Here is a 20,454-nt window from a genome sequence, read left to right on the forward strand (position 1 = left end):
GGAAAGTTGCCTATTCCCCATTGCCAATAGAAAATAATTGACCGTTAATTATGATCAGAATCTGGAAAAGTCCGCTTAAATTCTTCAATTAATTCATCAATTTCCTCTAGGGCTTGATTAACGTCTATTCTAAGAGTTCCTAAATTGGGTTTTTCCAAAAGTTTAACGAGGGATTCTCGTTTACCTTCAATTAAAGCCACTCTTTGCTTAATAGTATTTGCATCCATGTTTTTTTCCTCTCTCAGTAAATCAGTTATTAATTTAACATTATTAATCCTTTGTGGTTGAAATTAATCTCTAATTAGGCCTTGCTGAAGCAAAAGATCCCATTTGTTAGACCCTGATTGATTCTAGGGACTGATGAAAGCCTATGCGCCCTACTGGAATCGAACCAGTCTGAAGGCGAATTATGAGTTCGCTGCCTCCCCAATCGGCCAAGGGCGCTTCCGATAATACAATACCATACTCGCACCCAAAATTGTTAATATAGCAGGGAACACCGGAACAGCCCCCCCAAACCCCCCGTGCACGGGGGGCTAGGGGGGAGGGAACACCGGGGGAAAACACTTTACCGTCTGGGTTCCAAGATCCGTCTGGTGTCTTAACTGCCTTGGCGGGCGCTATAGCGATCGCTAATCCCGAATAAATTCCGAGTAAGCTTTATAGGTGATACCATATCATTCGGTATTAGCCCTTAAAATGGCAAGTTAAATCATATCTAAATCTTGAGATGGGACTAAATTCAACTGTTGTTCTGACTGTCGTTTTACTAACCATGATGTTTGGGGCTGGCTTTACCAGTTCCGTCTGGGGCTATGGTCTGGGTCGTTCGGCGTTGAAAGAAATTACACAACCCGATGTGCGTCCAAACAACCTAGCCAATAAAAATAAAAATGGAAACCGCCATGATGGGGTGCTGTTGCTGAAAGAGAAGGATATCCTAGCAACGGTTAAGAAACGCATGGAAGGGAAGGAAGAAGTGGCGAGTGCATCGGCTAAAGCAGCTAATAAACCCACCTCTACCCAAGCCCAGAAACCGAAAACTGAAAGTTCCCCCGCCCCAGTAGCGAATAATAAATCAGTGTTTCCTATTGTTAGCCGGGATGGGGGAGTCAGCTTAGAAGTGGTAGAGGCGACTCGTAAAGGAAATTCTTTGGTTTTAAACGTTAACCTGAAAAATGAAGGCCAAGAATCTGTTCGGTTTCTCTATAGTTTTTTAAATGTTACCGATGATAAGGGTCGTGCTTTGAGCGCGAGTGTGGAAGAATTACCCGGTCAATTGCCTCCTAGTGGCAAAATATATCAGGGAACGGTTACAATTCCCACGGCATTAGTCGAAAATTCCAAGGAATTAACCATGAGTTTAACTGATTATCCTGACCAAAAAATGCAATTGCAGATGTCAGGCATTCCTGTGGCGCAATAGACATCTGGATTTGTGCAAAGGTAATCATGACACTCACGACTCAAGATGTGCTGTGGCGATTGTTCTCAGTGCTATTTTTGATTACGATTAATGCCTTTTTTGTGACGGCCGAATTCTCCATGGTTTCGGTACGGCGATCGCGTATTAATCAATTAGTTGATGAAGGGGATGCTCCGGCGCGAACCGTTCAACAACTGCAACGAAGAATTGATTTATTTCTGTCTACAACTCAGCTAGGAATCACCCTTTCTAGTCTAGCATTGGGTTGGATTGGAGAAGCAACGGTAGCGATGACCTTAAAGGAAATTCTTACTCCTTTACCCCTACCTGTTTCTTTCCAGAATGCGATTTCTCATTCCTTAGTAGTTCCGATTTTTGCATTTTTCCTAATTGCTTATTTGCAAATTGTCCTAGGAGAATTATATCCTAAATCCCTAGCATTAGTCTATCCTGAACAATTGTCTCGGTTTTTAGCTCCTCCAAGTTTAACGATCGCCCGTTTTTTTAAACCCTTTGTTTGGAGTTTAAATGAATCGACCCGTTGGTTATTGCAATTATGTGGAATTCAGTTTACGGGTCATCCCTATACCAGAGTCACCTCGGAAGAATTGCAATTAATGATTACCACCTCCAGTGAATCGATCGGTTTACAAGCTGAGGAACGAGAATTACTGAATAATGTGTTTGAATTTGGGGATGTAATCGCGGAAGAAATCATGGTTCCCCGTACCAGTATTGTAGCTATTCCTAATAACGCTACGTTCCAAATGTTACTGAATGAAATGGCAAATTCTGAACATTCCCGTTATCCGATTATGGGAGAATCTTTAGATGATATTTTAGGAACAATTGACTTTAGAGATTTAGCTAAACCCCTAGCAGATAGGTTACTATCTCAGAGTAGTTTAATCAAACCTTGGGTACGTCCGGCACGGTTTATTTCTGCACAAATGCCCTTGAATGAGGTATTGTCTTTAATGCAGCGATCGCAGTTACAATTAGTGATTGTAGTTGATGAATTTGGAGGAACAGCCGGATTAGTAACTATTCAAGATGTGATTGCAGAAATTATTGGGGATCATTTTAATTCCACAGAATCTGAAGATGTTACGATTCAATTTATTGACGATCATACTTTTTTAGTTCAAGCTCAATTGGACTTAGAAGAACTGAATGAACGTTTAGATTTAAACTTACCTTTAACCGAAGAATATCAAACCCTTGGAGGGTTTTTGATCTATCAATTCCAAAAAATTCCCGCCGTTGGAGAAACCTTAAATTATCAAACTTTTGATTTTACTATTTTATCAACAGAAGGCCCTCGTTTAGATCAGATTGAAATTCGGACGATTCTACCAGAAACCCTAGAAACTCCCTCAGAAACCATTAATATAGAAGTTGAGGAATCCCAGGATATTCCTGAAGTTTCTGAAAGTTCCGAACAAGAATAATCAGTCATCAGTTTAAAGATTAGCCGATTTACAATAACTGATAACTGATAACTGATTACTGATAACTGATAAAGGGACTTCCTCAACAGCAGGATGTTTTTCTAAGGTTAAATTAGATTTTTGAGAACCGGATAAACGCTTAAGCAAAGTGGGTTTAGGATCATGAAGAAGATAAATAATCTGATCTCCAACTTGCCAAGATTCTGAAGCGGCTAAAACTTGGAAATTGCCATCTCTTTCTATTAATAAAGGAATTAATTCCCCAGAACGAATTAATGCTTGTAGATGGGCTATTTGAAATTCTAATCCGGGTTGACGTAATACTGTTTCACCTAATTTTACTTCCTTGTCTTCCAGATAAGTATTCCACTCTTTTAAAGAAACATCTGGAATAAAAGCCTGTTGAACTTTCTCCCGATTAACAGTTATTGTAGTTTGAGGTTCCCGGGGAAATAATGCTAATACCCGGGGCGGTTTAAATTCGGCATCTGCACGTTCAGCGAGTACCAGATTAACTTCCCCATTAGTAGTCATCGCTAGGAATGTTCCCATTAATTCTAATCCCGCTTCCTCCAAAACATTATGATCTAAAGCACTACTTTGATAAACCCGTAACCCTTGCTCTCTCGCTGTTTCACAGGCTTCAGAATCAGTATCAATCATCACCACTAACTCATCCCGTTCTTGGAACAATCTACCAATTAATCGACTCAAAGGATTTGAACCCACAATCACCGCCCCGGTTACTGACTGGGAAGTTACTCCTAATTTTTCCGCCATCCATCGGGCAGTTAATCCTTGAATTACCACCGTCATAATAATAGTTAAAAAGACTAAAGCTTTAATTGAGTCTCCCCCATTAATTCCCCGTTGGGTAAGTAAAATCGCAAACAAAGAAGCAACAGAAGCCGAAACAATTCCCCTGGGTGAAATCCAAGACGCAAATAATTTTTGTCGCCAATTCAGGTTACTATTTAAAGTACAAAGCCAAATATTAATCGGACGCACAACCCACATTAAAGCGAAAACCGTTAATACACTTCCCCATCCCAAAGCTACTATACTTTCTAATGATAAATCCGCCGCCAATAAAATAAATAAAACCGACACCGCCAACATAGTTAACTGACCTTTAAATCGGAGTAACTGACGCATATCAGGAACACCGACATAACGCACCATCATTCCGGCGACAACCGTTGTCATTAACCCCGATTCACTCATTAGCAATTCGGCGGTATCAAATAATCCCCACAGAGCCGCTAATACCACTAAATTCTTTAATTCTTCCGACATAAATTGGGCAGTTTTTAATAACCATCCCAAAATCCCTCCCCCAATTACCCCAATTCCCGCCCCAATACCTAAACGCAAGAGCAATTGTCCCATAATTTCTAGGGGGTCAGCATTGCCATTCAGGACAACGTTAAGGACTAAAACCGCTAAAATCGCCCCCACTGGGTCAATTAGAACCCCTTCACCCTCTAACAAAGCGGAAACTTGACGGTCTACGGAAACCTGTTTCAGCAATGGGCCGATGACCGTTGGGCCTGTAACCACCACCAAAGCCGCGTAGAGAAAGGCGATGGGCCAAGGAAATTCCCCCAACCAATGGGCGGCTATTCCTGCCCCCATCAGGGTGATTAAAGTGCCAAAGGTGACTAAATTGCGAACACTCCCAGAGACTTGACCCAGCGCCCGCAGGTCTAAACTTAATCCCCCCTCAAATAGAATTAAGGCTACCGATAGGGAGACAATGACTTCTAAACCACTTCCTAAAAGATTGGGCTGTACTAAACTCAAGCCGTCATTCCCCGCCAGAATGCCGAATAATAGCAGAAATACGATGGCAGGAACTTTCAGGTAGTCTGCCAAGACTTGAGCCGAAATCCCAGCCATGACGGTAATGACGATTAACAGGGTGATCTGAAAAGATGATGTTTCCATAGGCGCTATTGTTGCAGACTACCCACCGAATTGAAAAGAGTTGTATTCTGTTTCACTATAGCTTATGTCCAAAATCATCAATGTATTGTCATACAAATATGAGCTTCTTTAAGTGTGTATTAAATATTGATTTTGGTAGAGATACCTCAATTATTTTGAAATAAATTAAGATGTTTACAAGTAATAAGTACCTAAATAAAATTAATTACACATCCTCTACCCTGTTCCCTCCCCCCTAGCCCCCCGTACACGGGGGGTTTGGGGGGCTGTTCCGGTGTTCCCTCTCTCAACTAGGTAATTTATTTTGTGCAACTAAGTTGGACTTGTGGAAGTACCCGCCCTGGGGTTATATGACGAAGATGGACATAACTGGACGGCACTATATAGACGCAATACCCTCCTAAGTAAGCAGGTTTTAATGGCTGACCTACAAGCGGGTGGTTTCGATGCTCAATTGGTTAATCTGAAAGATGGTGATTGTCAAGAACCCTTCGGAGATGTTACCTGGAAAGGCATGAATCTGACCAAAGCTTATGTTGGGCGGAAGATTTCGGATATCGACCCAGAAACCTATGATGCTTGGGGTGTTACCGTTAACTACACCCAAGAACGTCAAGTCACCTGTATGACGATCTCCCATCTAGCCAGTAAAGGCAAACCCGTTGTCGTCGGAGGTTCTGACGCCATTGCTGAACCGGAGCATTATCTGAAAGCGGGTGCAACAGCGATTGTAATTGATAAATCTGGTGCAGCTAATTGGCCGATTTTTGATCATGTGTTGGGAAAAACTCCACGGGAAAATCTCACGGGTGTGATCTTGGCTGATGGTCATTCCTATCGAACCCGCACGAAAGCCATGAGTCCCGATGAGTGGGCACTCCCATCGGTGGAAGTCGCAAAGCAATGTTTGGGTCAAGAATACTCAGAAGAACCTTTTATCGAAGACCTTGTACCCATTGGCTCGGTCTATCCTGACATTGGGTGCGATCGCAAATGTGATTTTTGCCAAACTCCAACCTACACATCGGGGTTTCGGCGGATGTCACCGGAAACCACCCTCAAGTGGGTTGCTCGTCAGAAGGAAGCCGGGGCCAAATGTACAGTCATGGGTTCCGATCAATTTCTCGGTCGAGTGTTGTTTCCTGGTGGACGAGAGGAAGTTTTAGAAATTACCAAAGGCGCAAGAGAAATGGGAATGCCGCTTTTGTGGCCGAATGGTTTAGAACTCAGAAAAGCGACTTTGGGCCGAGGACGCAACTACGATCATACAGACCTCTCACCGGACGAAGAATTGATCGAAGCCCTTTGGGGATGGGATGGCAAAGTTGGCGGTTTTCTAGGTTATATTCCCGCCGAACGTCCGGTTTTTGGCCGAGAATCCTATGCCAAGCTGTTACCCTGGAAACAGCATTGTGAGATGATGCAAGCGATTGTTCGAGTCGGTCTTCCCGTAATTGTCTATGGTTTAATCATTGGCTTTCCCGATGACAACCATGACAGTTTATTGCGTCTTGAAGAAGCTGTTTTAGAACTCCATCAACAACTCCGAGAAATTAACCCCCACCTAGAATTTCAAGTCGCTTCCTATTCTATTTCCCCCATACCCGGAACACCCCAAGGGGAAAACATTCGCAAATCTGGTTTATTGCGTTTTGATGATCCCTCAATTATTGGTGGGTTCTGGACACCTAGTTGTGATACCCACCACCTCAGCTATGAAGATATTTCTGAATGGCAATTTCGGTTAGCTCAAATCGGTAAAGCTGAATCTAAATTGATCAACTATCACGGAGGACTGACCAAAATGGCTGCTGTGAGTAAATCAGGTAATTCTTGATTAGTGCCAAGAGGGTTGGGTCTCCCAACCCCCACCCTAAAATATTACAACCGATTATGGTAAATGATGAAAATTGAAGTCATTAAAATAGATAATTTAACAATTCATGAACATCATCTCGATATTATTTATAGTGCCGATAAATTTCAATTTTCCACCAAAATTTTTTATCATGATGTCTCTTTTTCAGCACTAATAGAAAAGTATTCTCAACCATTAATAGAACGCATTACTGCCCATATTGCCTTATTTGAAGGCATGAAATTCTGTTCCTTATTTCCCAAATATTACGATATTTCCAAAATTTCTCCCAATCTGGAAAAGCCTGTTTTAGATTTATTTCTCAAAATCTATCAAGGAGTATTTGGTCAACATTGGTATGAAAACAATGTCACAGATTATCAACAGCCTGAAATTATCTATTCACAGGAGCTAGGAGAAAGTTATCCGGTTTCGATTTTAGGGGATAATCCTATAATTCTTACAGGTTGTGGGGGCGGTAAAGATAGTATTTTAGCCATGAAAATGTTGCAAGAAGCAGATATTCCTTTTGCTTCTATGCAATATTCCCATAGTGTTTATGGTAAAGCCGATATACAACACAATTTAATTTCCCAAGTCCTAGAAAATATTCAAGCTATTAAAAGCCATAAAATCTCAATTTTTGATGATTTTATTGACTTTCCCTTTCTCCAGTTATATTTTCCCGAAAATTCAGGAATTACCGCCCCAGAAACCCCTGTTTCTATCTTTGAATCCTTAATTTTAATACTCGATGGGGGATACAAATATTTATGTCTAGCCCATGAAAAAAGTGCTAATACAGGGAATCTGTTTTGGTCAGAAATCGGACAAGAAGTTAATCATCAATGGGGTAAAAGTCTGGAAGCTGAACAAATTTTAGATAACTTTATTCAAGACCATCTTTTATCTAATTTTAAATATTTCAGCATCTTACAACCCATTTATGACTTCCGCATTTTTCAAAATTTAAGTAAATATCCCGAAGTTATTCCTAAAATCCATTCCTGTAATATTCAAAAACCTTGGTGTAAAAAATGCCCCAAATGTGCTTATGTTTGGTTGGGATTAATGGCTTTTTGTCAGCCAGAACAAGTTGATGCAATATTTCAATCAAATTTGTTTAATGATGAAGATTTACAGCCTACATTTCGAGAAATGTTAGGTTTATCAACCCATACCCCTTTTGAATGTATTGGCGAAATTGGTGAAAGTCGTTTGCTGATGAAAAAATGTTTTGAGAAAGGTTTATCAGGTAAAGCGGTGGAAATGTTTTCTCAAGAAATTCTTTCAGACACTTCTATAGATTGGCAGAATATAGAACAAAAGTATAATTTTGTTTACGCAAAAGAACACGCCATTCCCCATCAGATTTTTGCTCAATTAAAAGAGCAGTTTTAAAAAAGTATTGCCCACTGGCACTGCTGATTTTTCTTGTTATATTAATTATTGTAATCCATTGAGTTAACTAACCGCTTTAATATTCATTTATTTCATTAATTTGAGTATTGATGTTGTTGTGTGTGCGCTTTGCTTACGCACCCTACAAGTGAGAGATGGGTTCGTTAATATTAACAGAATAACCATAAAAATTAATTTGATAATCTGTAATTTTAACGCCTGTTTGTTGTTCAACTTGGGCTAATAATTCCGGGGGTAATTCGATATGAATATCTAAAATTTTATCGGTATCTAAACAATTAACATGGGAATGGGAATCACTAATATGTCCATATAAACGGCCGTCGGAACGTTCCACACATTCAATCACATTTTCCCGGGATAGGGCTTCTAAATTTTGATAGACTGATGTATGACCAATAGCTTTACCCTGTTGATTTAATCGATCATAAATGTCCCGGGCTGATAAATGTTCTTGAACTTGCCACAGCAATTCTAAAACTAAACGACGTTGACGACTCAGCCGCATTCCTTTAGCTTGACAATAATTGATTGCATCTTCTAAAGAACGAATTGGTTTCACTATTCTCGCCTCAGTTTATTTATGAAATTTCAATAGTTTTAGGATCACCGATCCCATACTTAGACTATACTTTCTATTGTATCTTAGGGATTTTATAGTAAACAGTGGTTTCTATAGCAATCCTAAATAGGTTGTAACATTTCAATACTGATATGAAACGGCTAGAAGTATTACCCCAGATCCCTCCCCCCGTGCACGGGGGGTTTGGGGGGGCTGTTCCGGTGTTCCCTTTTGATCAGGGATTTTAAACACAACTCAAATAGGATTGCTATATCTGCAAAGGTTGACATTGAATGGCAATTATAATCAAGCTGAATTCTGAGCAAGTAAATCGTTTAGATCTGTCTCCTGTGCAAACGGTGATCGATTCCCTATCTAAAAATAACGATATTACAGCCTATGAACAGCAGATTAGCTTCGAGATCGATTATCCCCGTGACCCGGAAGACCCCAGAGAAATTTCAGAAGTTCCTGAAATTCGCCTATGGTTTATTCGCCTAGACGCCCAATATCCTTGGCTACCCTTGTTTCTGGACTGGAAATCTGGGGAATTAGCCCGTTATGTGGCGATGCTCGTCCCCCATCAATTCCATCGTACCGAAGGCATCCAATATAATCCGGAAGCCCTAGAAATCTTCTTAATGCAAAAGATCTTTATCCTTGACCACTGGTTCACCCAAAACAACCTTCCCAGTAAATCCCGCCTCATGGCCATGGCTCAAATGCTAGGCTATGACCTTGATGATACCTTCTTTGAGACTTATACCCAAGGGTGTTAATGGTTGGGAGGGCTGCTTCCCAGGGTTGTTTTAAAGTTGGGTGGGAAAAAATCAACAAGGGGCGATCGCTAACCATTAATAGCCAACACCCCAATCTTTCAACACCTCAACCCTAACGGTCAACACCCAATAAACATGGGTGCAAATAATGTGATAATGCTTATAGAAGGAAGATCGGGCTTGCCGTTATTCAATCGAGTGAGTCAGATGTTCAACTAAATTCAGTAGATTAACGGCTTCTTTGCCCAGTATTAAGTAACAATCACACAGACAAGCGGCGTCAGTTATGACTCAAATTTCAGTAACCTCCGATGCTCCGAGTATGGGGCGTCGTCAATTCATGAATTTACTGACCTTCGGTACAGTTACAGGCGTTGCTGTCGGGGCGCTGTATCCGGTGATCAAATATTTTCTGCCCCCCTCTAGTGGTGCGGCTGGCGGTGGTGTAACGGCTAAAGATGCTCTGGGTAACGATGTTATCGTCAGTGAATTTTTATCCAGCCATAAACCCGGCGACCGGGTTTTAGCCCAAGGTTTAAAAGGCGACCCCACCTATATGGTGATTGAATCCGATTCTTCCTTAGCGGAATATGGAATCAATGCGGTTTGTACCCACTTAGGGTGCGTTGTCCCTTGGAATGCCAGCGAAAATAAATTTATGTGTCCCTGTCACGGCTCTCAATATAACTCCGAGGGCAAGGTTGTTCGTGGGCCAGCACCGTTATCCTTACCCCTGGTTCACGCCACGGTTGCGGATGATAGATTGAGCTTTACAACTTGGACAGAAACCGATTTCCGCTCGGGTGAAAATCCCTGGTGGTCTTAATAAATTTTAAATTCTAGGATTTTAGATTTTAGATAAATACCTGAAATCTGAACTCTGCGATCATTGATTCTGTTGACTTTGACCAGAAATAGAACATTAGTAATGCAACCAATTGATCAATTAGTAAAAATGCCTCGTTTGCGGGCTTGGAAAATCCTTTGGGTTGCCGTAGCAACGGTTGCTTTCTTCCTAACCAGTGATTTTGCCCTACCCCAGTCGGCGGCGGCCTATCCTTTTTGGGCGCAAGAAACCGCTCCCCTAACCCCCCGGGAAGCGACGGGACGGATTGTTTGTGCCAACTGTCACTTAGCGGCAAAATCTACGGAAATTGAAGTTCCCCAATCGGTTTTACCGGATACTGTTTTTAAAGCGGTTGTTAAAATTCCCTACGATACCAACGTTCAACAAGTCACGGCCGATGGTAGTAAAGGTGGTTTAAACGTCGGTGCGGTATTAATGCTGCCCGAAGGCTTTAAAATTGCTCCTGAAGATCGGATTCCTGAAGAATGGAAGGAAGAAATTGGTGATCTATACTTCCAACCCTATCGGGAAGATCAAGAAAATGTGGTGATTGTCGGGCCATTACCCGGAGAAGAATATCAAGAAATTATCTTCCCTGTCCTGTCTCCTAACCCCGAAACGGATAAATCCGTCCACTATGGTAAATTTGCTATTCATGTCGGTGGAAACCGAGGTCGCGGTCAAGTCTATCCGGCCGGAAACTCTAGCAATAATACCGTTTATAAAGCCTCTGCTGCTGGAACCGTTACTCAGGTAACAACGGACGCAGAATCAGGTTCTCAAGTGACCATTCAAAAGGCCGACGGTCAAACCGTTGTCGATGAAATTCCTCTTGGCCCTTCTGTGATGGTTTCTGAAGGTCAAACTGTTGCAGTAGGTGATGCTTTAACCGATAACCCCAATGTGGGTGGTTTTGGTCAGCATGATACTGAAATTGTTCTGCAAAGTTCCACTCGTGTTACTGGCTTAATTGCTTTTATCGCTTTGGTGATGTTAGCTCAAGTTATGCTGGTAATGAAGAAGAAACAAATTGAGAAAGTTCAATCGGCTGAAATGAATTTCTAACTTTTGAGTCGTTTTGATGATTTCAACCCTTGTAGAGACGTTAAATTTAACGTCTCTACAACTTTTTTTACTCTTCTTTGTGTCTTTGTGGTTAAATTAGGCTGGAAAATATTATGTCAATTACTAAAAACGAAATTAAAGTCGGATCTTTAGATTGGTTTTATCGGGAAACAAATCCCGAAACCAATGATAAAATTCCCGTGGTATTTTTGCATGGATTAGTTTCTCAGAGTTATAGTTGGTTAGTAATTTTAGATGAATTAGAAAAACAAGGATATAAAGCGATCGCACCGGACTGGATAGGTTCTGGATATTCGGGAAAACCAGATAAACGGGATTTTAACTATACGCCTGATGCCTTTATTCAAGGTTTAGGAGAATTTTTAAAACAGTTAAAAATAGAAAAATTTTATTTAGTTGTTCAAGGATTTTTAGGCTCAATGGGATTACAATATGCCCTACGTTATCCTGAACAAATTGAAAAATTAATTATTCTGAATACTCCTATTTCCACATCGGTTAAACTCCCCTGGAAATTACAACAAATGGCGTTACCGTTTGTGGGAGATATGATCACTCAAGATCCTTTATTAGTTGATAGAACTTTAGAAGTAGGTAGTAAATATGTGATTGAGGATAAGGTTTTAGAAGTGTATCGTAGTCCGTTTTTAAAGGCTTCTGCGGCTGGACGATCGCTCTTAGCAATCTTAAAAAATTTACGCTTAAAAGATGCTATGATTGAAATAGAATCTGGCTTTAAAAATTGGCATCGCCCAACTCAAATTATTTGGGGATTAATTGATCCTTGGTTGAATTTTACCGATGTTGAAACCTTTGCAAAAGGGATTTCTGATATTGAAATTATCACCTTAGAAAAAGCCGGACATTATCCCCAAGAACATTGGCCTCAAGAAATTAGTCAGGCTTTAATATTATTTTTGCGGAAAAAAGTAGTTTAAGATTATCAACCCCAAAAACCCCCGTTGTTGGGCTTCAGCCCATCTTAAGAGGGGCTAAAGCCCAACAACGGATTACTGAGTAATTTTTTCGGCTTCTTCTGAATCAAGATGTCTGGCCAGCACTTGAGCCGTTGTATCCAACAGGCGTTCTGAAAAGGCTTTAGTTAAGTCTGTCCGCAAGCCTTGTCCTATATAAAACTTCAGCAACGCTTCTACAGACATATCTCGAATTGTCGCTATTTTTGTCAGTGATTCTAAAGTATCTATTGGGACTTCAATCGAGACTGTTTCCGTGATCCGTGGCCGCAATTGCAATTTTATTTCTGCTTCAGGATTGTTCATATAATTTCCTTATTAACATTATTTAGAGAAAAGCGAAAGTATCGGCGAAACTAAGATTTTCTCTCTTCTGTGAAATTAAATACAGAATGCGATTATTAATCTATTATAAGTAAGTAGGCTCTATAAAACCTCCCTATGTAAACAATTGTTAATCAGTCTAACACTCTCTAATGGATGATCTAAGCCTTCAAACTCCATGAAAAATACCTTTCCAACTAATCAAAAATGTTCCTGTCAGGGGAATTGTTCCCATTTGTTAAGTCGTCGTTGGTTTATGCGATCGATATTAACAACTATTGTTTCTATTCCTCTGTTAGAATTTGCTAAACCCGCTCTATCTGCAAATCATCACGCTACAGCTTTAGTATTAAGTTGTATTGATTTTCGGTTTATGAACGCAGAACAGCAATTTCTCTCTAATATTTTACCTCAAAAATATGACTGGACAGCCCTAGCCGGAGCTTCCTTAGCAATTTCTGGTTTTCCCCATAAAGCAGAAGCAACGGTTTTTTGGGATCAATTAGAGTTATCCTATAAACTCCATTCTATTGAAAAAGTGATCATTTTAGATCATGAAGATTGTGGAGCATACTCTAGTTTAATTAACCCTAACCTGCATCAAAATCCCGAACAAGAATATCAAGCCCATGCTGATTATTTAAACCGAGCCTATACCAAGATTCGTCATCGTTATCCCAATCTGGATGTAGAACTATATTTTGTTACTTTAGAGTCGCAATTCCAAGCGGTGATACCTAAAAAAATTACCTTTCCTTGGTCTAGCTAAAATCCTGAAGCGACAGAATAACTCCAGAAAGATATAATCAAGATATTCTGTTATTTTTATTAAAGCCATGATGAAACTTGATTCTACTCCATCCCAATCATCTTCGGGTTATCTAGGAAAAGGTGTAATTCTACTGACTATTTTAGCCGGAACTATGGCATTTACCAATCCTAAACGAGAAGAATATATTAATTATGCTTCTGATCAATTATCCACCGAAATTAAAAAATCCATTTGTAAAGAATCTCAAGTCCCTGAATTTTTAAAAGGATTTTCTAGTGCGTTAGTGAATACCTGTAATACCTTAGTTGTTAATCAACGTAACTTAATTAAAGACACGGTAGATAAATCCACAACCCGACAAAATGCGATTTTATTTAGTGTTTATACGACCGAAATCGCTGGATATAAATATCAAACATTAGGAGGATTTGGTAATTTTCTTACCTTTCCCACAAAAGAGCCTAATTCTGCTCAATCTACTTCTAAAGAATCAAGTTGAGAATTTCGATCAATTTCCGACTTTAAACGGATAATAAAACTATCTCGGTTAACTTGATTTAAAATCTCTTGAATAGCGGTATCAATACCCTGTTCACCCCAGGTACAGCCTTTTTCTAAATATACTTGCGCCGCCTGACCAACGGTATAAGTTAGATAGGCAGAAATTGAGGCTTGAGTAATGGCAATTCCGGCATAATTAGCGAGATCTGTAGCTAACCCAGCCGCACTTTTCCCAAATCCTAATATCCAACCACTACCCATTTCAGCTAATAGTAATCCTCCCGAACTTAATAGAATTTTTTTCCATAATTTCCCCGCTTGATAACTGGTCATCGGTAAACCATATAAACGGGCCAAAGACCGAATTAAAATTAAATCGCTAATTGTTGCACCCAAAACATCTAAAATAGCAATGGGATTTAAGGCTACCGCTATAGCTTTATAACGAGTAAATTTCCAGATTAATTCCTCTGCTTCCGCCGATTGTAATTTAATACTTTGACGGGCGATAATTCTTTCTGCTTCTCGCCCTTGAACTAAAGCATTTAAAGCTAAAAGTGAGCGTCCTTCTCGATTTAATATCTTTAAAATAATCTGTTTTAATTCATCAATTTGAGATGATGGAGATTCCCATTCATAAGTTATTCGACCATCTGGCCATTCAATTCTAAGTTGGATTGGTGCGGGTTCTGCTGATACTTTGACAATCTCAAATGGTTTAGATTTATTAGGAGATTCAACAATAGAAATATCTTGAGTGTGAGCTAGTTTTTGTAAATTTTGATAGATTTTTTCCTGTTCTATTTCTGTATACAAATCAATTTTATTAAAAACAATAATTAACGGTTTATGAGCATTTTGTAATTCTAATAAAGCCTCATATTCGGTTCTAGTTAAATCCCCCGATACCACAAATAAAATTAAATCCGCTTGGCGAGTGACTTCCTTTGCCATATCCCCCCGTACCTGTCCGGCGACTTCATCTAATCCTGGGGTATCAATTAACTCAACTTGAATCGGATTTTGTTCGTCAATATTATCAATTCGATTCGGTTCTTCAATCTGAGATAAAGGTACACTCCAACGAATAGAACGGGGCCATTGGGTTACACCATTTAACGGCCCGGTTTGGAGGATTTTTTCCCCCAATAAGGCATTTAAAACCGCCGATTTTCCCCGACTAACTAATCCAAAGACGGCAATTCTAATAATTCCTTGTTCTAGTTTTTCTAAATTAGTTGATAGGATTTCTAACTGTTTTTGTAATGTTGCTTGTAATTCAGGATGAGAACTCCTTCGCCCCCGTTGTAAGTGGTTATAACGGGATAAAGTTTGTTTTAAACTAGAACGAGCTTGATTAAAATGAGTATTCATTATTAATGGGTATAGACTGGCTTTTTTGGAATGATGGGGTTTTGGTGTGTATGCCGATCTTACGCACCCTACAAGTACCAAATTGATTCAATTTGATCGGCGATCGCATTTGCTTCTTTTTCTATATTTTGATCGTTTTCTGTCTGAATTAATACCGTTACATGACCTAACTTTCTACCTGGACGAGATGCGGTTTTACCATACCAACGAATAAAGGAATTAGGAATTTCTGCGATCTTTTGACGCTTTTCTAAATATTCACTATTAGCAGTTTCAAACCCCAATAAATTCACCATGATCGCCCCACTACATTTTAAAGCGGTATTACCTAATGGTAAACCACTCACCGCCCTTAAATGTTGTTTAAATTGGGAAGTTTCACAAGCATCTAAACTAAAATGACCGGAATTATGGGTGCGCGGTGCGATTTCATTAACTAATAGTTTGCCTTCGGATGTTAAGAATAATTCTATCCCAAATACACCAATTACTTGTAAACTATTAAGTAAGGTTTTGGCGATCGCTTCTGCTGCTTCGGCTATAGTTTTATTAATATTAGCTGGAGCAATAACCCGATGACAAACTTGATTTTTCTGTACCGTTTCAACAATTGGATAAACTGCCACATCTCCTGCCACCGAACGGGCTGCAATTACCGCTAATTCCCGTTCAAACGGAACAAATTTTTGTAATAACATCGGAGGATAGTTAAATTTCGCCCAAGTTTGAGATAATTCCTCGGCATTGTTAATAATAAAAGTTCCCTGTCCATCATATCCATAGCGACAGGCTTTTAAAACCACCGGATAACCCAAATTATGATTAAATATTTTACCATTTTCGGGGTTTAAAAGTTTAAATTCGGGAACAGGTAAACCAATTTTTTCTAAATAACTGAGTTGATCATATTTATCTAATAATAAAGATAAAGCTGACAAGCGTGGACGAAAACAAATTCCCTGTTCCACCAGTTTAGAGAGGGCGTTTAAATCAACAAATTCATTCTCAAAAGTAATAACATCGCAATGATTTGCTAATTTTGCCGTGGCTGTGGCATCATCAATTTTGGCTAAAATTGTTTCGGTCGCAAAAGGTACGGCGGGGTCGTCAGTTTCGGGCGTTTGAACAAATAAAGAAATCCCTAAAGATGTGGCTTCCATTCCCATCATCCAAGCTAATTGTCCTCCTCCAATTACACCAATTTTGCTTAGGGTTTGAGGTTGAATTGTGGGAGTAGATCGGGTGTTCATTTTTTAGCAATAGTCTCAACTTTATTTATTTTAACTGAATATAGCAATATTTATATTAAGCGTGATATTAATAGAAAATTGAGTTACATTGAAGGTGAAATGTGCTTCTGCTTCAACTGCATTAACAATCTCCTGGGACTTGGTTCACCATGCCTGAAATGACCGTCAAAGACCTAGAACGTATTGAGTCCGTCTTCTGTGAAGCTGGCTTGGACTATCAAATTGAACTAGAACAGGGTAATATTACCATTATGGGGCCATCAGATATCGTCGCCAGTGAAGTCTCCTTAGAATTTGCTAGTCAACTTCGTAATTGGGTGAAACCTCGTGGTTTGGGTCGTGTTTTTGACTCCGCAGGTGGGTTTATTTTACCAAATAGTGACCTAAAAGCACCGGATGTTACTTTTGTTTTGCGCGATCGCTTGCTCAGAAGTGTGAGATATTTTGCGACCCTAGTTCCCGATTTAGTCGTTGAAGTCAAATCTCAAAGCGATCGCCTGAAAAAACTGCGAGATAAAATCCAAGTTTATATCCAACAGGGAGTTAAAGTTGCGATTCTGATTGACCCCGATACCTGTCAACTGGAAGTTTATCGACCGGATCAGCCTGTAATTATATTAGGAAATGGTGATATTTTAACTGTTAACGAACTGCTACCTGGATGGGAATTAATAGTTGAAGAAATCTGGCCTCCGGTATTTGACGAAGATGAATAATCTGCTTTTGTATTTAAAATTACCACAGAATTAGATAAAGTAAGTTCATCTTACAGCATTATATCTCGTCCTGCCCTAATGGGGCCTTGAATTAAATATAACGAAGCCAAGGTAAATATCTCCTGATCAAGAGTTACACGCTAGTTAAGACTTAGAAAAGCCCAGTTAGCGTGTAACTCACAATCTGGCTTTAAAACACAGCTACGAGCTTGTTTTTTTGCTAGTAGTTGAGGACTTTTTGGTTGTAGTTTTCGTGGTTTTAGCGGTGGTTTTCGAGGCTGTTTTAGTCGTTTTAGACTTACTCCGAGAACTCGAACCCGAATCCGCTTTTGCCGCCAACAATTCCAACCCTTGGGCTAAGGTAAACGCCTCTACCGCCGCATCCTTGGGTAAGGAAGCATTGATTTTTCCATGTTTAATGTATGGCCCATAACGACCATCATAAACATTCACAGGTTCACCATCGGCGGGATGGGTTCCTAACTCCCGTAAAGGCGGAATTTCTTTTTTACCCCGTCCTCCCCGACCACTGGTTTTCGGTTGGGCCAACAGTTCTAACGCCCGTTCTAAACTAATGGTTAACACATCATCAGGGGCTTTCAGCGACCGATAATCCTTACCCAATGACCCCTGGTCATGGACAACATAGGGCCCAAACGGCCCCAAGGCGGCTTTAATCTTAGCCTCGGTTTCAGGATGGGTTCCTAATAGTCGCGGTAGGGCTAATAACCCTAAAGCCATTTCCACGGTGACGTTTTCCTTCTCAACACCTTTAGGAATAGATACCCGTTTCGGTTTTTTACTGTCTTCGGCTTCTAACCCCAACTGCACATAGGGGCCGTATGGGCCAATTAATATATAGATAGTTTCTCCCGTTTCTGGGTGAACTCCTAATTTCTCTGGCCCTTCGGTTTTTTGTCCCACCAACTCCCGAATTACCTCCGGGGTTAAATCCGCCGGAGTCAAATCCTGGGGAATGGAAGCGGTAATCATGTCCTCTCCAGTTCCCGCCTCAATATAGGGGCCAAACTTACCGATACAGACGCGATATTGAATCGGATCATCTTCATCTCCCAACTGTTCTAACTCAATAGTTCGGGCGACTTTAGTATCAATTTTACTGGCTTGGTCTTTAACCTGATTTTCCAGTCCAGCATCGCCTAAATAGAATTTTTCCAAATAGGGTAGCCAAGGAGCTTCTCCGGTAGCAATATCATCGAGGGTGTCTTCCATGCGGGCGGTAAATCGCAAATCGACCAAATCCGGGAAGTATGTTTCTAAGAGGTTGGTAACCGCAAAGGCCGTAAAAGTGGGAATCAGGGCGTTATTTTTTAACTGAACATACCCCCGATCAATAATGGTTCCAATTACACTGGCGTAGGTACTAGGGCGACCAATACCTTCACTTTCTAGGGTCTTAACTAAGGAGGCTTCGGTAAATCGAGCCGGAGGTTGGGTTTCATGTCCAACTACATCTAACTTTTTGCAGTCAGGATGGTCGCCAACTTTCAGAGGGGGTAATAATACCTCTTGGTCTTCCAAGGCTGCTTCTGGGTCGTCGGAACCCTCCACATAGGCCCGCAGGAACCCAGGAAAATCAATTCGTTTTCCGGTACTGCGGAATCCGGCATCCTCAACTTTTAGCTCAACGGTAATATTAGTTTGGCGAGAGTCAGCCATCTGGGAGGCTACGGTACGCTTCCAAATTAAATCATAGAGGTTGAGTTCGGCTCCACTTAGGGCCGTTTCTTGGGGGGTACGGAAAGAACTTCCCGCCGGACGGATGGCTTCGTGGGCTTCCTGCGCTCCTTTAGATTTAGTCGTATATTGCCGAGGTTTGGGACTGAGGTAATTTTTCCCATATTTCTGTTCCACACATTCCCGGGCGGCGGTAATCGCTTGCTCCGATAAATGCACGGAGTCGGTTCTCATATAGGTAATATATCCCCGCTCATACAAACTTTGGGCGGTTTGCATGGTCTGACGGGCACTTAACCGGAGTTTACGGTTAGATTCCTGTTGCAAGGTGGAGGTGGTAAACGGAGGAGAGGGTTTGCGAGTAACGGCTTTTTCCTCTAAGTTTGCCACCGTCCAGGGTTTACCCGATAACCTTTGTTTTAAAGCTACTGAAGCGGCTTCATCCAGTAAAACCACCTTCCGACCCGCGGCAATTTTTCCAGTGGTTTCATCAAAATCGCTCCCAGTCGCCACTTTTACCCCGGCCAGACTCACCAGTTTGCTTTCAAATTTACTTCCCGCGCCTCCCTTTGCTAAGGGGGGGTTGGGGGGGGTATATTCCAAAAGGGCTTTTAAATCCCAATATCCCCCAGACCGGAAAGCCCGACGATCCCGTTCTCGACTGACCAGTAAACGCACGGCCACGGACTGCACCCGTCCGGCGGATAATCCCTTAGCAATTTTTTTCCACAACAGGGGGGAAAGAGTATAACCATAGAGGCGGTCAAGGATGCGGCGGGTTTCTTGAGCATGAACCAGTTCTTCATCAACGGTGCGACAATTTTTTAGGGCTTCACGAATGGCCTCTTGGGTAATTTCGTGAAATACCATCCGTTTAATTGGGACTTTCGGTTTCAGAATTTGGAGTAGATGCCAACTAATACTCTCTCCCTCGCGGTCTTCGTCAGTAGCGAGAACGAGTTCGTCCGCTTCTTTGAGGGCGGCTTTGAGTTCCTTAACAATTTTTTGCTTATCTTTGGGGATAACGTAAATGGGTTCAAAGTTCCCTTCCACATTCACTCCTAGTTTTGCCCACGTTTCCCCCTTATATTCTTCGGGGATTTCCTCAGCAGAGGGGGGAAGGTCACGGACATGACCCATTGAGGCTTCTACCCGATAGCTCGATGGTAAGAAGTTGCGAATGGTACGGGCTTTGGTTGGAGATTCAACAATGACTAAAGTTGACATAGCACCTTCTCAGGTTACAGCAAACACCGGACTTGGGGAATGAAGAAAAAGCGTTGGTAATTGCTTTTGTTGACAATATTAGCACTACATACAGCCAATAAAACTTTAGGTAAACCCTGAAAGGGTTGGGTGAGGGGATCTCCACACACTCACTATTTGAGTAATCCTATTTGAGTTGTGTTCAAAAGTCCTGGGCAAAAGGGAGCGCCGGAACGCCGGAACGCCGGAACACCGGAACAT

At 41.0% G+C, this 20,454-nt stretch carries 18 protein-coding genes and 1 tRNA gene; 11 read left to right on the top strand and 8 right to left on the bottom strand.

The window, feature by feature from the left end:
- Positions 1-44: 44 nt before the first annotated feature.
- Positions 45-227 carry a hypothetical protein gene (locus NMG86_RS01300; RefSeq protein WP_026788339.1) on the bottom strand — a complete coding sequence of 61 codons (183 nt, stop codon included), beginning with the start codon at positions 225-227 and terminating at the stop codon, positions 45-47.
- A 144-nt stretch (positions 228-371) separates the two neighbouring features.
- A tRNA-Met gene (locus NMG86_RS01305) sits at positions 372-444 on the bottom strand.
- 286 nt (positions 445-730) lie between these two features.
- Between NMG86_RS01305 and NMG86_RS01310 the strand changes: the two genes are divergently transcribed.
- The gene (locus NMG86_RS01310; RefSeq protein WP_026788340.1) at positions 731-1,426 is read left to right on the top strand and encodes a hypothetical protein; all 696 of its coding nucleotides are present in this window, start codon (positions 731-733) and stop codon (positions 1,424-1,426) included.
- A 26-nt stretch (positions 1,427-1,452) separates the two neighbouring features.
- Positions 1,453-2,877 (top strand): hemolysin family protein, encoded by a 1,425-nt coding sequence (locus NMG86_RS01315; protein ID WP_042155012.1) that lies wholly within the window; start codon positions 1,453-1,455, stop codon positions 2,875-2,877.
- 12 nt (positions 2,878-2,889) lie between these two features.
- Here the strand turns inward: NMG86_RS01315 and NMG86_RS01320 are convergent, their stop codons facing one another.
- Entirely contained in the window at positions 2,890-4,824 is a 1,935-nt protein-coding gene (locus NMG86_RS01320) for a cation:proton antiporter (protein WP_026796839.1), read from the bottom strand.
- Between the two features lie 325 nt (positions 4,825-5,149).
- Here NMG86_RS01320 and NMG86_RS01325 point away from each other — a divergent pair, with 325 nt between their 5' ends.
- Both NMG86_RS01325 and NMG86_RS01330 read left to right on the top strand, forming a co-directional pair.
- Positions 5,150-6,661, top strand: a complete 1,512-nt coding sequence (locus NMG86_RS01325) for a radical SAM protein (protein ID WP_026796840.1) — start codon at positions 5,150-5,152, stop codon at positions 6,659-6,661.
- Positions 6,662-6,724: 63 nt separating this feature from the next.
- Positions 6,725-8,083: a MurL C-terminal domain-containing protein gene (locus NMG86_RS01330; protein ID WP_237747572.1), complete on the top strand. Its 1,359-nt coding sequence runs from the start codon at positions 6,725-6,727 to the stop codon at positions 8,081-8,083.
- 142 nt (positions 8,084-8,225) lie between these two features.
- Here the strand turns inward: NMG86_RS01330 and NMG86_RS01335 are convergent, their stop codons facing one another.
- A complete protein-coding gene (locus NMG86_RS01335; RefSeq protein WP_026796842.1) occupies positions 8,226-8,666 on the bottom strand; it encodes a Fur family transcriptional regulator in 441 nt (146 codons plus the stop codon).
- Positions 8,667-8,959: 293 nt separating this feature from the next.
- Between NMG86_RS01335 and NMG86_RS01340 the strand changes: the two genes are divergently transcribed.
- From NMG86_RS01340 to NMG86_RS01355, 4 genes are all read left to right on the top strand, one after another.
- The gene (locus NMG86_RS01340; RefSeq protein ID WP_026796843.1) at positions 8,960-9,445 is read left to right on the top strand and encodes a CRR6 family NdhI maturation factor; all 486 of its coding nucleotides are present in this window, start codon (positions 8,960-8,962) and stop codon (positions 9,443-9,445) included.
- 286 nt (positions 9,446-9,731) lie between these two features.
- The gene (petC, locus tag NMG86_RS01345; protein ID WP_026796844.1) at positions 9,732-10,271 is read left to right on the top strand and encodes a cytochrome b6-f complex iron-sulfur subunit; all 540 of its coding nucleotides are present in this window, start codon (positions 9,732-9,734) and stop codon (positions 10,269-10,271) included.
- Positions 10,272-10,400: 129 nt separating this feature from the next.
- Positions 10,401-11,357: a cytochrome f gene (gene petA / locus NMG86_RS01350; protein ID WP_026796845.1), complete on the top strand. Its 957-nt coding sequence runs from the start codon at positions 10,401-10,403 to the stop codon at positions 11,355-11,357.
- Positions 11,358-11,470: 113 nt separating this feature from the next.
- Positions 11,471-12,316: an alpha/beta fold hydrolase gene (locus NMG86_RS01355; protein WP_026796846.1), complete on the top strand. Its 846-nt coding sequence runs from the start codon at positions 11,471-11,473 to the stop codon at positions 12,314-12,316.
- A gap of 72 nt (positions 12,317-12,388) precedes the next feature.
- Here NMG86_RS01355 and NMG86_RS01360 read toward each other — a convergent pair whose 3' ends face one another.
- Entirely contained in the window at positions 12,389-12,631 is a 243-nt protein-coding gene (locus tag NMG86_RS01360) for a hypothetical protein (protein ID WP_227350853.1), read from the bottom strand.
- A 223-nt stretch (positions 12,632-12,854) separates the two neighbouring features.
- Here NMG86_RS01360 and NMG86_RS01365 point away from each other — a divergent pair, with 223 nt between their 5' ends.
- Both NMG86_RS01365 and NMG86_RS01370 read left to right on the top strand, forming a co-directional pair.
- Positions 12,855-13,445 (top strand): carbonic anhydrase, encoded by a 591-nt coding sequence (locus NMG86_RS01365; RefSeq protein ID WP_026796847.1) that lies wholly within the window; start codon positions 12,855-12,857, stop codon positions 13,443-13,445.
- A 67-nt stretch (positions 13,446-13,512) separates the two neighbouring features.
- On the top strand, positions 13,513-13,947 hold the full coding sequence (locus tag NMG86_RS01370; RefSeq protein ID WP_026795118.1) for a DUF4359 domain-containing protein: 435 nt from the start codon (positions 13,513-13,515) through the stop codon (positions 13,945-13,947).
- On the opposite strand, the gene NMG86_RS01375 is transcribed toward NMG86_RS01370, so the two are convergent.
- Together NMG86_RS01375 and NMG86_RS01380 are read right to left on the bottom strand one after the other, a co-directional pair.
- Complete coding sequence (locus NMG86_RS01375; protein WP_042154992.1) at positions 13,920-15,323, bottom strand: GTP-binding protein; 1,404 nt, start codon at positions 15,321-15,323, stop codon at positions 13,920-13,922. The two genes, NMG86_RS01370 and NMG86_RS01375, sit on opposite strands and share 28 nt — an antisense overlap.
- Before the next feature lie 68 nt (positions 15,324-15,391).
- Complete coding sequence (locus NMG86_RS01380) at positions 15,392-16,573, bottom strand: 5-(carboxyamino)imidazole ribonucleotide synthase (protein WP_026796849.1); 1,182 nt, start codon at positions 16,571-16,573, stop codon at positions 15,392-15,394.
- 149 nt (positions 16,574-16,722) lie between these two features.
- On the opposite strand from NMG86_RS01380, the gene NMG86_RS01385 reads away from it, so the two are divergent.
- A complete protein-coding gene (locus tag NMG86_RS01385) occupies positions 16,723-17,289 on the top strand; it encodes a Uma2 family endonuclease (RefSeq protein WP_026788351.1) in 567 nt (188 codons plus the stop codon).
- Between the two features lie 201 nt (positions 17,290-17,490).
- Here NMG86_RS01385 and topA read toward each other — a convergent pair whose 3' ends face one another.
- Positions 17,491-20,214 carry a type I DNA topoisomerase gene (topA, locus tag NMG86_RS01390; RefSeq protein WP_087882246.1) on the bottom strand — a complete coding sequence of 908 codons (2,724 nt, stop codon included), beginning with the start codon at positions 20,212-20,214 and terminating at the stop codon, positions 17,491-17,493.
- Positions 20,215-20,454: the final 240 nt, after the last annotated feature.

This window comes from Planktothrix rubescens CCAP 1459/22, assembly GCA_904830895.1.
GTDB classification, from domain to species: domain Bacteria; phylum Cyanobacteriota; class Cyanobacteriia; order Cyanobacteriales; family Microcoleaceae; genus Planktothrix; species Planktothrix agardhii.